We start from the raw sequence: 13,862 nt of genomic DNA, 5'->3' as shown, positions 1-13,862 counted from the left end.
CATGAAAAAGGGTATAAATGTGAAGATCATATTCAAATGATTATAGAAACATTTACTTAGAAAAGGCCCTTTATGGAATTAAATTTAAGGGGGATTTATATGGATTTATTAATTATTTTATTATCGCTCGGATTATTAATGTTTGCTGCTTACCGCGGTTATTCAGTTATTTTATTTGCTCCTATCTGTGCGCTTTTGGCCGTTTTATTAATCGCACCGCTCCATGTTTTGCCTTTCTTTTCAGGCGTGTTCATGGAAAAGATGGTTGGCTTTATTAAATCCTATTTTGCTGTTTTCTTATTAGGGGCTATTTTTGGTAAAGTCGTAGAAATGTCAGGGATTGCTGAATCCATTGCTAAGACTATTGTCAGCTGGCTTGGCGCGAAACGGGCGATGTTGACGATTGTGTTGCTTGGTGCAATTTTAACTTACAGCGGTGTCAGTTTATTCGTAGCTGTGTTTGCGATTTATCCGTTTGCTGCGCAAATGTTCAGACAAGCAAATATTCCGAAAAGATTGATTCCGGGTACGATTGCTCTTGGTGCTTTTACTTTTACAATGGATGCATTGCCAGGTACACCGCAAATTCAAAACGTTATTCCGATTGCCTTCTTTAAAACAGATATCTATGCTGCACCAATCCTTGGAATCATAGGCGCCATCATCGTTTTATCTGTAGGCTTATTGTACCTAGAGTCGAGAAGGAAAAAAGCTGAAAGAGCCGGTGAAGGCTATTATGGTTTTGAAGCGGAAACAGCCGCTGCGTTAGAAAAGGAAGAGACAGAATCGAAAGAACCTGCTGTTCTCAATTTAACAACCAAGCAATCGTTAGCTAAACAAATCCTTGCCTTTGTTCCACTTATTTTGGTTGGGGTAACGAATAAACTGTTTGTAACGTATATTCCGACATGGTATCCGAATGGCTTTGATTTTACAGCACTTGGCTTAGATGCTTATAAGGTTGATGTAGCTGTATCTGCCCCAATCTGGGCAATTATTATGGCACTGCTCGTAGGAATTGTGACGTCCATTGCTTATGATTGGAGACGGGTAATGGCAAAATTTAAGGATGGTGTGAATACGGCCATCGGAGGTTCCCTGTTGGCTACTATGAATACTGGTGCTGAATATGGATTTGGTGGTATTATCGCGGCACTTCCGGGATTTTCAAAAATCAGTGACGGGATATCTACTGCATTTACAAATCCGCTTGTTAACGGTGCGGTTACGACAACTGCACTTGCCGGGATGACAGGATCAGCATCCGGTGGTATGGGTATTGCGCTAGGCGCAATGGCCGATAAGTATAATCAAGCGATTGCTGCTGCTAATATTCCTCCAGAAGTTATGCACCGCGTAGTGGCGATGGCATCAGGCGGTATGGATACTCTCCCTCATAACGGTGCCGTGATAACCTTGCTTGCGGTAACAGGATTAACGCATAAGCAATCGTATAGAGATATTTTTGCCATCACCGTTATTAAAACATTAACTGTATTTGTGATTATTGCTCTTTATACATTCTTCGGAATTGTTTAATAGAATAAAAGTTTACTAGACAACTAGATCGTTTAATATTTTAGGAGGTATGAACGTGGGGAAAACATTAGCAGGAAAAACAGCATTTATTACAGGGTCGGCAAGCGGAATCGGCTTAGAAATCGCTAAGACATTTGCTCAAGAAGGGGCAAATATCGTCATTTCTGATTTAGATGCTGAAAAAAGCGAACAAGTGGTGCTAGAGCTAAAAGAACAAGGATTTGAAGCCATTGCTGCTCCTTGCGATGTTACCAATGAGGAAGCGTTTAAGAATAGTCTTCAATTGGCGCACAGCACCTTTGGAAAAATTGATATTTTAGTTAATAATGCCGGACTGCAGTATGTCTCTCCGATTGAGGAGTTCCCAACAGAAAAATTCGAACTGCTTCTAAAGGTTATGTTAACTGCTCCCTTTATTGGGATTAAGCATGTCTTCCCATTTATGAAGGAGCAAGGCTTTGGCCGGGTTATCAACATGGCTTCGATAAATGGTCTTGTTGGATTTGCCGGCAAAGCGGCCTACAATAGTGCTAAACATGGGGTCATTGGTTTGACAAAAGTAGCAGCATTGGAAGGAGCTCCGCACGGAATTACAGTAAATGCCTTATGTCCTGGCTATGTGGATACTCCGCTTGTAAGAGGACAATTGGCTGATTTGGCCAAGACAAGGAAGGTTAGCCTGGATCGAGCTGTGGAGGAAGTCCTGCTACCGCTTGTTCCACAAAAAAGGTTGTTATCTGTATCGGAAATTGCTGATTATGCTGTCTTTTTAGCAAGTGATAAAGGCAGAGGGGTAACAGGACAGGCCGTCGTACTAGATGGCGGGTACACAGCGCAATAAAGTGAAACTTCCATCAGTGGGGGCTCCCTCCCCCACTGATAGTTAGCCACGTTCTACGGTCACTAAGATTTCTGCTTCGCCTCAATCAAGTGACCGTACGAACCTGATTGGTTCAACTATACCTTTGAAAACCGCAAAGGTAAGTTTCACTGTATCTCACCAATCGGACCTTTACGGGCAGTAAGACCCCCACCTATCTTTAAGCTTGAGGTGGGGGTCTTACTGCCTGTTAAGTGTGGGATAAAAAGAAAGCTGACCTCGTAAATGTCTCCGTTAAACAATATGGTTGATTAAGGAATCGTTAGATCATTTTGGATACCCACCCATACGTAATTTTAGACTGCTTTTGTTATAATAAATAGAACGAGTGCAACAAGGGGGAAGCAAAAGTGAGTCGGGTATTTGAAGGAGTACCAATCAGTTGGCATGAGCAAATTATCAATCTGTTAGCGGAACGTGTGGTTATTATCGATGATAACGGAATGATTTTATATATCAACGAGGGATATTGCCAGTTTATTGGGACAACTATGGAAAAGGCAATTGGTCAGCCTGTACAGGATGTGATTGAAAACTCGCGAATGCACAGGATGGTCAAAACAGGGAAGGCGGAACTGGCCGCTGTTCAAAAAATCAATGGCAGTGAAATGATTGCCAACCGTTTTCCTATTTTCGAGGATGGGAAAGTTGTTGGTGCTGTGGGAAATGTGATGTTTCGCAATCCTGAGGAATGGCGGATGTATAGAACAAAAATTCAAAACCTCGTCGAAGAATTAAACTATTATCAAGCAAAAGCTCAAAGAGATTTACGGAGTAAATACGGCTTTGAGGACTTAATCGGCAGCAGTCCTATTTTTCTTGCGGCAAAAACACTCGCCCAAAGAGTATCTGGAAGCAATTCATCGGTGTTATTAATCGGGGAATCGGGTACCGGTAAGGAATTATTTGCTCATGCGATTCATCATAAAAGCACCCGTGCGTCCGCTCCTTTTGTGGCGATTAACTGTTCCTCTATCCCTGAGCACTTATTGGAATCGGAATTGTTTGGCTATGAGGATGGTGCTTTTACAGGTGCGAAAAAAGGCGGCAAAAAGGGGCAGTTTGAATTAGCCGGCGGAGGAACGCTTTTTTTGGATGAAATTGGGGATATGCCGCTCTCGATGCAAAGCAAACTATTAAGGGTGTTGCAGGAAAAAGAGGTTGTTCGTGTAGGCGGCTATAAGTCAATCTCTGTTGATGTGCGGATTATCGCTGCTACCCATCGTGATTTAGAAAAGATGGTTGAAAAAGGGGAGTTCCGCCAAGATTTATATTATCGCTTAAATGTCATTAAAATTGATATTCCTCCGCTAAGGGAAAGAAAGGCAGATATCCCCCCGATTGCGAAACGGTTATTAAAAAAATTGGAGGCGAGATTTTATCGCAATGGCATTGAGCTGTCTGCTGAAGTAAAAGAAAGATTGATGCAGCACTCATGGCCGGGGAATATTCGTGAACTGGAAAATGTGTTAGAGCGTTCGATTAATGTGCTGGACGGTAAAATGATTAAGGTATCCGATTTGCCCTTGTATTTGCGCGATTTTGAGCCGGAGGACGGTAGCGCCATTCATTCCAATCAAGAGGTTCCTCAAAGTCCTGTGTCAGCATCGGAACCATTGTTTGTTCAGCCATTGAAGGAGACGCTGGCGCAGGTGGAAAAGCAAGCGATTGAACATGCCTTAGCGGTTACGAAAGGCAATAAGCTAGAAGCGGCTCTGCTGCTGGAAATCGGTAAAACGAGTTTTTATGATAAATGTAAGTTATATAATATAAAATAAAGAGATGCTAGTCGTAAAGTTTACTTTTAGTCTAGAGAAATAGCAGTTGGAAATTGGCGTGACATAGGGCCGTTTGATTATCTGAAAATCGAAAATAGCTGTGGTACAGTGGAAACAATAAATCCCCCCTATTAGAAATAGTTTTAGAACTTGTCTAATAAGGGGGATTATTATTTTACGGTAATGTAGATTCTAACTAAACACAAAACAGCTGCCGGGAGGAATTTCCCGACAGCCAGGATAAGGCTAAAATTAGTTTTTACCAGGCTTTTTGCCTGTTCCTTTACCAGGCTTTTTGCCTGTTCCTTTACCAGGCTTTTTGCCTGTTCCTTTACCAGGCTTTTTGCCTGTTCCTTTACCAGGTCCTTTACCAGTTCCTTTACCTTGTGCTACTGGGTTTTGAGTTAAGTACTCACCAAGACCTGCTTTTTTTGCTGTTTCAATTAACTCTAAAATTTGAGCTCCACTCATCGATAGAACCCCCTTTCCATAAAATTCCCTTAAAGTGTAAGGTTATGTAGTTTATGAATTCTTTTTTTATTTGTTCTAGGTTTTATTTATTTTATTTATTTTATTATCAAATCCATTCTTCTCTCATAAGATGACAATGTAAAAAAAAAGAGGGAATGATGTTATGCAGCATAATATTCCTACAATGAGTATTTTTTTAGAGCCCAAGCACCTTGAAGTACTGGAAAGCGACATCTGGAACGAGGAGCTTCTTCCTTCCAAGCTGTTAGTAAACAACATTCCATACGAAATGGGTATTACTTATCGTGGAGATCACATACGCAATTTTCCCCAAAAATCGTTTAGAGTCGACTTTGGAACATATAACGAGAGATTTACGGGGCGTGAAATTCACCTTAATGCTGAATATAGTGATCCCTCATTCATTCGAAACAAGCTATCCTTTGATTTTTTTCAAGACATTGGGAGTGTTTCTCCTGATTGTAAGCATGTTTTCGTTGAACTTAATGGAAAGCCTATGGGGATCTACTTACAGATTGAATCGGTCGATGAATGGTTTTTACAAAAAAGGCAGCTTCCATATGGTTCAATTTTTTATGCGACGGAATACCATGCTAATTTTTCTTTATTAACTCCGGAAGAGGATCCGAAACCTTCTCTTCTATCTGGATATGTACGGAAATTAGGTAAGGTTGAGGATGACCTCGATTTAGAAATGCTCATATATAAAATTAATACGATTTCGCGAAATGATTTTGGTAAAGAAATTACAAAATACTTAGATGTTGAAAAATATTTGTTGTGGCTATGTGGAATTGTGTGTACACAGAACTTTGATGGTTTCATTCACAATTATGCACTATATCGAAATGGGGAAAGTGGATTATTCCAAATAATCCCCTGGGATTATGATGCGACGTGGGGCAGGGATTGGGATGGAGAGATAATGGAATGCGATGATGTTCCTATTGAAGGCTATAATACACTAACTGCACGTTTACTTGATGTAAAGGTATTCCGGGACCAGTACCGTCTTCTCCTTGAGGAAATATTAGAAACCTCATTTACACCTGAGGCATTAGAACCGAAAATTACAAACCTTCATAGACAAATACACCCTTATATAACTTTAGACTCTTATAAAAAGAAGTCCATCGATATATTTGTTAATGAGCCGGAACTTATTCTGGAGTTTATAGCCAAACGTAATAAGTATCTTCGCGAGCATCTAAAGGACTTAACATAAGGAGGGGAATCCTTTGGAACCCATCAGTGTGAGAAATACAAAGAAATATGGCAGAGGGATATTTGCAGAACGTAATATTAAGAATGGCGAGTTCCTTGAGGAAGCGCCAGTAATTGTTATTCCTAAAATTGAATGGAAGCTAATGAGGGAGTGTATTCTTTCAAACTATATCTTCCGTTGGGAAGAGGATAAAGCTCTTGCTTTAGGATACGGTTCTTTATACAATCACTCCTACACTCCTAATGCGAGGTATATTACTAATATTGAAAACCACTCGATAGACTTTTATGCCATGAAAGATATTCATGAGGGAGAAGAGATACTGGTCAATTACAATGGAGACCCAGAGGACCAGTCTCCATTATGGTTTGAAGTTATAGAGTAAAATGCGTGAAGAAAGATAGAATACGCAGGTTCAGTTGAAAATAAGAATCTTAAATGATTTTTACTTTTTGATAATTGTAGGAAAGGCGCCAAACGTGTACGCATGTCCCCGTCAACTCGAGTAATCACCTGTAGAATCTTCAATCGATATAACCTCAAAAAAGAAAACAATCTTTCTTTTAACAAGGAAAAGTTGTTTTCTTCTTCTGATGTTTCCCCTATTTGGTTAATACATCCTTTATAATTATGGCTTATGGATCGAATGTGACAAAAAGGTCATAGTGAATATGGTAAAATAGACTTGCTTTTGCTCAATAGGGACTTTGATATGTCATGCAAATCATATAGCATTTTATTGGGACTCGGCCGATGCATTGGTGGAGGCAGCATAGTTAAATGATCGATCTGTTCAATTCTATAAAAAGATGGGGAAGTACAATTTAGTATGAAAGTAAATAAAATAAAATTAATTTGGGTCTTATCTGTTTTTCTATTATTCTTTTTTATAAGTGTAAATATCTTTACCTCTTATGTAAAAATAAAAAAAACGGTTGAGGAATCAATTGCAAATCAAAGTCTGGAGGCAGCAAAGTCAATCGCTGCTTCGATGGATGTAGAAGCGTATAAGCAGTTCCTTCTTAATCCTACAAAAAACAAAGAATATTGGGCAACGAGAAAATACTTAAATGATGCAAGAGAAAAAATAGGGGCTTTATATGTATACACCCTTGTTGTGGATAATCCTAAAGTATCGACAGCTATGATTATGGGAATGCCTAAAGAAGCTGCACAGTCTTACCCGATAGGAGAGGCTTGTACCGTACCAGAAGAACAAGTGAAACGAGCGTATGAGGGGAAGACATATGTTACAGGGGTGCTCAAGGACTCTAAATATGAAGACTATTTATCGGTTGGAGCCCCGATTAAGGATCATGAAGGTAAGATTATTGGATATTTAGGAATTGATATAAGCGCAGATACACTCAATAGTATAGAAAATAAAGTGCTGAAAAATAGTATTTCTAATCTTGCTTTTAACGCTGTATTTGTATTAATCGTATTAGGATCCTTTTTTGTCATGCAGAGATGGTATCAAAGAGAAACAACAAAGGAAATTGAAGATACTGAAGATACATATCAAACAGAAATTAGAACGTTAATATCTTCTGTTCAATCTTTAAGACATGATTTCACAAATCATATTCAGGTTTTACATGGTCTTCTCAAATTAGGAAAAACAGAGAAAGCGTTAGAGTATCTATCTTCTCTATTTAAAGAAGTTCGTTCTATTGAATCTTTAAAAATAAATATAGATAACCCTGGGCTTTCTGTATTATTTCAAACAAAGAAACTTTCTGCTGAAAACCATAATATCGATATTAATTTTACAGTTTCTAATGTTGCATTCGATACAATCAAAACCATAGATTTAATTAAAATATTCTCGAATTTAATTGATAATGCAATTGATGCGGCCATAGTACTGCCTGAGGGTGAGCGGAAAATAAATATTGTATGTAAAGCTAATTCAACCCATTATTTATTTGAAATTACGAATACAGGTCCAAAGATTATTGATAAGGAATTGATTTTTAAAAGCGGATATTCAACTAAAAAGAAAGAGTCGGGAAAAATTAGAGGACAAGGTTTATTTATTGTTAAGGAAATAGTTCATAAATATGATGGGCATATAGTAATGGATTCAACGGCAACAGAGACTACAGCAACTGTGAATATTCCAATAAAAAAATTTACTTCATGAGCTAAGTGTTATCATCATTTGAATGATAAATCTGCTGTATTGTCACGTGTGAAACTGCGGTTCCACACGAATGAGCCAAAAAAATAAAGGTGAGTTACATTGTCTCTGCATTACAATGTAAGCTCACTATTTTTAATTTTTATTCATTAAGCTATGTTTTTTACCATAGCTAAAATAGACGAACAATCCAATGACAAACCAAATTCCGCATGCAATCCATGTATCAATGGAGAGCTGAGAAAGTAAAAATAAACATAATAGGAATGATACAATCGGTAAGACTGGAAAGAATGGTACCTTAAAACTGCCAGATGGTATACTTTTATCTTTTCGTAAATAAATAATTCCGATGGACACTACTGTAAATGCAAGTAATGTTCCCATATTCACCAGCTCTGCCAGTTTAGATAATGGAATAAAACCAGCAAAAAAAGCTACAATCACTGCAAATATCCATGTATTTTTTATGGGTGTTTTGTATTTTTTATGCAGCTCATACATACTTTTCGGAAGCAATCCATCACGACTAAGTGCATAAAGAAGTCTTGTCCCTCCATAGGCCATTACAAGTATAACCGTCGTCATCCCAGTAATCGCCCCAAGAGAAATAACTCCGGCCACCCATTCCTGCTGAATAAGTTGCATAGCATAACTAACTGGGTCACTTACATCAAGGCTTGTATATGGAGCAATTCCAGTTAACACAAGAGCAACCGCTACGTAAAGCAATGTACAAATTAATAATGAACCAATAATTCCAACTGGCATGCTGCGTTGAGGATTCTTTACTTCCTCGGCAGCTGATGAAACAGCATCAAATCCTAAATAAGCAAAGAAAACAAGGGCTGCTCCACTCGTAACTCCACCTATCCCGAATGGCATAAATGGCTGCCAATTAACAGGTTTCACATAAAAAACACCTACTACAATAAATAAGAGAATAACACTTATTTTAATAAATACCATGATTTTATTAAACTTCGCAGATTCTTGTACCCCAATTGTTAATAAACACGCAATGGCTAATACAATGGCTATTGCGGGTACATTTAAATATGTTCCGTTTGCTGGATTAAAAGCTTCAGAAATTGCATTTGGAATCATGATATTAAAGCCTGCTAATAAAGAATGCAGATAGGAAGACCAACCAGTGGCAACCGCAGCCACCGCTAAACCGTATTCTAATAGTAAGGCCCAACCAATTAACCAAGCGATTAATTCACCAAATACAATATAGCCATATGTATATGCACTACCCGTTACTGGTACAGATGAAGCAAATTCCGAAAAACATAAGGCTGCTAATGCGCAGACGAAAGCGGCTATTATAAACGATAATATGATAGCTGGTCCAGCATGATTTGCCGCTACTGTGCCAGGAAGAATGAATATGCCTGTTCCGACAATAGCACCAACGCCCATTAAGACTAAATCAAATGCTCCTAATGTTTTCTTCAGCTGTGACTCCCCGCTTTTTTTCAATAAATCTCCGATAGGCTTTTTTCGAAATACTTCGCTTTTCATTTTTAACACCCTTTTTAATTATGATTATTTGAGGTTAAAGTGTAGAAAAATCTGCATGCTTAGTATTCTTTAGTATGGATAAATCTATACGATATGTAAGCTGACATAGTAAAAGGAAACAACAATGTAAAGATTTTCTGATTCATATGAGGCAGGGGATAAAATCAATTTTGATATACAGAAATAAATGCAGAAGGGAGGCTTGTCAATATGGGAAGACTATGACAGTATATAAGCATATAACGAACTCTCTATCTGTTTTCTGTGAATTTCAAGTTCGTAGCAGCTCTTCCTATGAAGCAGCAAAAAGGGAATTGAAACTAACTTATACATTAGGAGAGTAACCGATTACGAATGGAGGAAATAGAGTTATGTCAAATTTGCCAAGTTGTCCAAAATGTAATTCAGAATACACGTATGAAGACGGCAGCCTTTTAGTTTGCCCAGAATGTGCTCATGAGTGGGCGCCAGGCTTGGAAAATGAAAATAGCGAAGAGCAAAAGGTTGTCAAAGATTCAAATGGAAATGTTTTAAACGATGGAGACGCAGTAACGGTTATCAAAGATTTGAAAGTAAAAGGAAGTTCATCGGTTTTAAAACAAGGTACAAAAGTGAAAAGTATTCGTTTAGTCGATGGGGACCATAATATTGATTGTAAAATTGATGGTTTTGGAGCGATGAAATTAAAATCCGAATTTGTTAAAAAGATATAAATGTGATTTTAATATAAAAAATGGTCAGCCCCTAAACCTGGATATCATGATTGTTCAAGGTTTTTGAGGGCTGACCTATTTTAGTTAAACACCTGGGAACCAGCCTGGTGTATGAATAATGGCATTCCATAATGGATCAGGTATAACTAATTGTTCCTGTTTACTTTTGTCAATCTGTGTTACGATTTCATCTTCTCTTCCTTCTGCTACCTTTTGCACCCAATCAGGGTCAATAATTAACTCTCTACCAAGTGCTAGTAAAGGGACTCCTGTCTCAAATGCTTTCCGAGCGTCATCAGCAGAATAAATAGAACCTACACCGATAAGAGGAACTCGATTATTAATCGTTTCTAGCAGGTATTCAATGCGTATTTTATTGACATCATCTACGCCTCTTCTAGCTGTAGAAAAGAATTCAGTTAATGAAACATGTAGATAATCTAAGTCTTTATCGGCTAAAGCGTCTACTAAGGCTAGTGTATCCGCCATTGTAATTCCAGGTGTTTCTGGTTCTTCAGGTGAAAAACGATATCCAACAATAAACGGAGATTGAGCATGCTCCTTAACTACATTCTTTACCTTATCTACCACTGCTAAAGGGAAGGTCATACGCTTTTCTAGACTACCTCCAAATCGATCTTCACGACGATTAGAATGTGGGGAGAAGAATTGTTGAATTAAATATCCGTTTGCTCCATGAATTTCAACTCCATCGAATCCTGCTTCAATCGCACGTCGAGTCGTTGCTCCAAAAGCATGAATAATCTCCTCAACTTCTGATTCTGTCAAAGCTCTTGGCTTTACAGCTGGTTCTTCTGTTGAAGCGCCGCCTTTTTCTGCAGGTATATCACTTGCACTTACAATTTCACCATTAGGGACTAGCTCTGGAGGACACATTCTTCCACCATGGAACATTTGTAAGACAGCTTTAGCACCTTGATCTTTAATTCCTTTTGCTAACTGCTTTAAGCTTGGTATCATTTCATCACTGTCACCACCAAATTCACCATGAAACCCTTTTCCATTTGGCGTAACATATGTACAAGCAGTAATCACCATGCTGACTCCTTTAGAGCGGTGAGCGTAATAATTTACTTCTGCCTCTGTTACTGTTCCATCCGGATTAGACGAGAAGTTTGTCATAGGTGCCATAACAATTCGATTTTTTAACTCAACTCCATTTGTAAATGTATATGGAGATAATAAATGTTGGTCATTCTTATTCATGCTTACTTCCCCCTTTATTAAGATATAGTTAACATACTAAATAAAATAAATATTTTACAATGTTATGCTTAGCTAATAATCTGAATCTTATTAAAAATAGACGCTGCCTTATGAAAGGGGAGCGCCTATTTTGGGATGTTCTATATTTTAAAAATCAAAGTTGTCAGGGTCTGGTCCTACTCGATGATTTTGATTTAGTTCATCAATTCTCTGCATTTCTTCTTTCGTTAACTCAAAGTCAAATACAGCGGAGTTTTCAACAATTCGATGTTCTTTCGTAGATTTCGGAATGGTTACAACGCCGTTTTGTAAATCCCAACGTATAATAACTTGAGCGATGGTTTTATTATGTGTATGAGCAATTTCTTGTAGAACCGGGTTATCCAGTAATTGACCTTGCATTAAAGGTGACCAAGCTTCTAACCGAATTCCGTGTTCTTGACAAAAGGCTTGAACTTCTTTTTGCGTTAAACGTGGGTGATATTCTACTTGGTTAACCATCGGTTTAATTTCTGCATCTTTCATTAAGTCTTCAAGATGATGGATTTGGAAGTTACTTACGCCGATTGCTTTTACTTTCCCTTCCTTATAAAGAGTTTCTAATGCTCGCCATGCTTCCTTGTATTTCCCTTCTACAGGCCAGTGAATAAGATATAAATCTAAATAATCTAAACCAAGTTTCTTTAGGCTCGTTTCATAAGCGGCAATCGTTGATTCGTAACCTAAATCAGAATTCCACACTTTCGACGTAACAAATAGTTCTTCTCTAGAGATACCCGTTTCATCTAGCCCTTCGCGGATCGCTTGGCCAACTCCTTCTTCATTTTCATAAATGGCAGCTGTATCAATACTACGATATCCATGTTTAATGGCGAATTTAACAGCATTCACTAATTCAGGGCCTTCTTCTACTTTAAATACTCCAATACCAAGCCAAGGCATTTTAACACCGTTATATAAAGTTGTTGTATCTTGTAAGTTTCTATTCATTATCAATAAACCTCCCATTGTTGTTATAAGAAAATAGAGTTGTTCTATACTTGTTTAATATTTGGTCAATCACCTCCTTTAATTTATCTTTTTTCAAGAATTCCACTCCAACCTGTAAGTATTGCGGCCATTAGTACCATTAGTGCTCCTATCCAAGAAGTATGAATTAGTCCGATAGAGTTTGTGATAACCCCACCTAAATACGATCCAAGCGCAATTCCAGCATTAAATGCAGCGATGTTAATAGCTGATGCCACATCGACTGCTGTTGGTACGAAACGCTCTGCTAACATGACTACATAGACTTGTAAGCCTGGCACATTCATAAAAGCCATAAGTCCCATTAAGAAAATGGTCATCAATCCTGCTATTTTAAATGGTGCCGTGAACATTAAGATAAATAGTATAACAGCTTGTACAATAAACATATAAAATAATGCTTTAATCGGATTTTGATTAGATAGCTTTCCGCCTACCATGTTACCAATTGCAATCGCAATGCCGTAAATAAACAGAATCACTGCAACGGTTCCTTCCTTAAATCCTGTGATAGTCTGCAGTAATGGTGATAAATAAGTAAAGACAACGAATGTTCCTCCATAGCCTAAAGCGGTAATGATAAACATAAGCAGTAAGCGACCGTTTGTTACCAACTTGAACTGATCCTGCAGTGTTGTACGCTTGCCCTTTCGCAGATCAGATGGAACCAGGATACTATTTGCGATTAGTGCAAGAACACCCACCGCTACTATGACGATAAAGGCCATTCTCCAGCCGAATTGCTGGCCGATGAATGTTCCGAATGGGACTCCTGTAACGGTAGCTACTGTCAGCCCAGTGAACATAATGGATATTGCACTAGCCCGCCGATTTTCTGGTACTAAATCAGCGGCAATCGTGGAGCCAATTGACATAAAAATACCATGTGAAAAGGCAGAAATCACACGGGCTGCAAGTAAAACCCCAATACTGGAAGCTCCAGCAGCGATACTGTTTCCTATAATAAAAATAACCATAATCCAAAGCAATAAAGCTTTACGTGACATCCTCGAAGTAAGAGAGGTGAGAATGGGTGCTCCAAATGTTACTCCTAAAGCATATAAAGAAACGGTTAAACCGGCCGTTGTAACAGGTATTTGTAAATCCTTCGCGATGAGAGGCAGTAGGCCCACGCTGATAAATTCTGTTGTTCCAATTGCAAATGCACTGACTGCTAATGCAAGCAGTGCAAATGTACTTCTTTTTTTATCTATAGACATTTTTTTCCCTCCAAAGTGATTGTGACACTGTATTAATGAAGTCAGTTAAAGTAAACTATATAAATTAATAAATACGATAACTTTTAACT

The 13,862-nt window shown here is 38.2% G+C and carries 12 protein-coding genes; 7 read left to right on the top strand and 5 right to left on the bottom strand.

Translation table 11 applies throughout. The features are described from left to right. Positions 1–99: 99 nt before the first annotated feature. The 3 genes from ACE199_RS17240 to ACE199_RS17230 all read left to right on the top strand — a co-directional run bounded on the left by ACE199_RS17240 (position 100) and on the right by ACE199_RS17230 (position 4,197). Positions 100–1,539: a GntP family permease gene (locus ACE199_RS17240; protein ID WP_375350930.1), complete on the top strand. Its 1,440-nt coding sequence runs from the start codon at positions 100–102 to the stop codon at positions 1,537–1,539. Between the two features lie 55 nt (positions 1,540–1,594). Further along, positions 1,595–2,380 (top strand): 3-hydroxybutyrate dehydrogenase, encoded by a 786-nt coding sequence (locus ACE199_RS17235; protein ID WP_375350929.1) that lies wholly within the window; start codon positions 1,595–1,597, stop codon positions 2,378–2,380. 389 nt (positions 2,381–2,769) lie between these two features. Continuing rightward, positions 2,770–4,197, top strand: coding sequence for a sigma-54 interaction domain-containing protein (locus ACE199_RS17230; protein WP_375350928.1), 1,428 nt, complete (start codon positions 2,770–2,772; stop codon positions 4,195–4,197). A 252-nt stretch (positions 4,198–4,449) separates the two neighbouring features. Here ACE199_RS17230 and ACE199_RS17225 read toward each other — a convergent pair whose 3' ends face one another. Next, complete coding sequence (locus tag ACE199_RS17225; RefSeq protein ID WP_375350927.1) at positions 4,450–4,668, bottom strand: hypothetical protein; 219 nt, start codon at positions 4,666–4,668, stop codon at positions 4,450–4,452. A 163-nt stretch (positions 4,669–4,831) separates the two neighbouring features. On the opposite strand from ACE199_RS17225, the gene ACE199_RS17220 reads away from it, so the two are divergent. The 3 genes from ACE199_RS17220 (at position 4,832) to ACE199_RS17210 (ending at position 8,060) form a co-directional block, all read left to right on the top strand. Next, entirely contained in the window at positions 4,832–5,914 is a 1,083-nt protein-coding gene (locus tag ACE199_RS17220) for a CotH kinase family protein (protein WP_375350926.1), read from the top strand. Positions 5,915–5,927: 13 nt separating this feature from the next. Continuing rightward, positions 5,928–6,299 carry an SET domain-containing protein gene (locus ACE199_RS17215; RefSeq protein WP_375350925.1) on the top strand — a complete coding sequence of 124 codons (372 nt, stop codon included), beginning with the start codon at positions 5,928–5,930 and terminating at the stop codon, positions 6,297–6,299. A gap of 444 nt (positions 6,300–6,743) precedes the next feature. Continuing rightward, a complete protein-coding gene (locus ACE199_RS17210) occupies positions 6,744–8,060 on the top strand; it encodes a sensor histidine kinase (RefSeq protein WP_375350924.1) in 1,317 nt (438 codons plus the stop codon). Between the two features lie 132 nt (positions 8,061–8,192). Here the strand turns inward: ACE199_RS17210 and bcaP are convergent, their stop codons facing one another. Further along, positions 8,193–9,584, bottom strand: a complete 1,392-nt coding sequence (bcaP, locus tag ACE199_RS17205; RefSeq protein ID WP_375350923.1) for a branched-chain amino acid transporter BcaP — start codon at positions 9,582–9,584, stop codon at positions 8,193–8,195. A gap of 371 nt (positions 9,585–9,955) precedes the next feature. On the opposite strand from bcaP, the gene ACE199_RS17200 reads away from it, so the two are divergent. Next, entirely contained in the window at positions 9,956–10,297 is a 342-nt protein-coding gene (locus ACE199_RS17200) for a zinc ribbon domain-containing protein YjdM (protein WP_375350922.1), read from the top strand. Positions 10,298–10,381: 84 nt separating this feature from the next. On the opposite strand, the gene ACE199_RS17195 is transcribed toward ACE199_RS17200, so the two are convergent. From ACE199_RS17195 to ACE199_RS17185, 3 genes are all read right to left on the bottom strand, one after another. Further along, complete coding sequence (locus ACE199_RS17195) at positions 10,382–11,524, bottom strand: NADH-dependent flavin oxidoreductase (RefSeq protein WP_375350921.1); 1,143 nt, start codon at positions 11,522–11,524, stop codon at positions 10,382–10,384. A 147-nt stretch (positions 11,525–11,671) separates the two neighbouring features. Continuing rightward, entirely contained in the window at positions 11,672–12,514 is an 843-nt protein-coding gene (locus ACE199_RS17190) for an aldo/keto reductase (RefSeq protein ID WP_375350920.1), read from the bottom strand. Positions 12,515–12,597: 83 nt separating this feature from the next. Continuing rightward, entirely contained in the window at positions 12,598–13,773 is a 1,176-nt protein-coding gene (locus tag ACE199_RS17185; protein ID WP_375350919.1) for an MFS transporter, read from the bottom strand. Positions 13,774–13,862: the final 89 nt, after the last annotated feature.

It is taken from the genome of Peribacillus sp. Hz7, from assembly GCF_042136355.1.
Classification (GTDB): domain Bacteria; phylum Bacillota; class Bacilli; order Bacillales; family DSM-1321; genus Peribacillus; species Peribacillus asahii_A.
This window is presented reverse-complemented; position numbering and strand designations above follow the sequence as displayed.

What these genes read in the sequence shown, in the direction of transcription:
- ACE199_RS17240 (WP_375350930.1), top strand. Translation starts at nt 100, where the DNA reads ATGGATTTATTAATTATTTTATTATCGCTCGGATTATTAATGTTTGCT.
- ACE199_RS17190 (WP_375350920.1), bottom strand. Translation starts at nt 12,514, where the DNA reads ATGAATAGAAACTTACAAGATACAACAACTTTATATAACGGTGTTAAA.
- ACE199_RS17200 (WP_375350922.1), top strand. Translation starts at nt 9,956, where the DNA reads ATGTCAAATTTGCCAAGTTGTCCAAAATGTAATTCAGAATACACGTAT.
- ACE199_RS17210 (WP_375350924.1), top strand. Translation starts at nt 6,744, where the DNA reads ATGAAAGTAAATAAAATAAAATTAATTTGGGTCTTATCTGTTTTTCTA.
- bcaP (WP_375350923.1), bottom strand. Translation starts at nt 9,584, where the DNA reads ATGAAAAGCGAAGTATTTCGAAAAAAGCCTATCGGAGATTTATTGAAA.
- ACE199_RS17195 (WP_375350921.1), bottom strand. Translation starts at nt 11,524, where the DNA reads ATGAATAAGAATGACCAACATTTATTATCTCCATATACATTTACAAAT.
- ACE199_RS17225 (WP_375350927.1), bottom strand. Translation starts at nt 4,668, where the DNA reads ATGAGTGGAGCTCAAATTTTAGAGTTAATTGAAACAGCAAAAAAAGCA.
- ACE199_RS17220 (WP_375350926.1), top strand. Translation starts at nt 4,832, where the DNA reads ATGCAGCATAATATTCCTACAATGAGTATTTTTTTAGAGCCCAAGCAC.
- ACE199_RS17185 (WP_375350919.1), bottom strand. Translation starts at nt 13,773, where the DNA reads ATGTCTATAGATAAAAAAAGAAGTACATTTGCACTGCTTGCATTAGCA.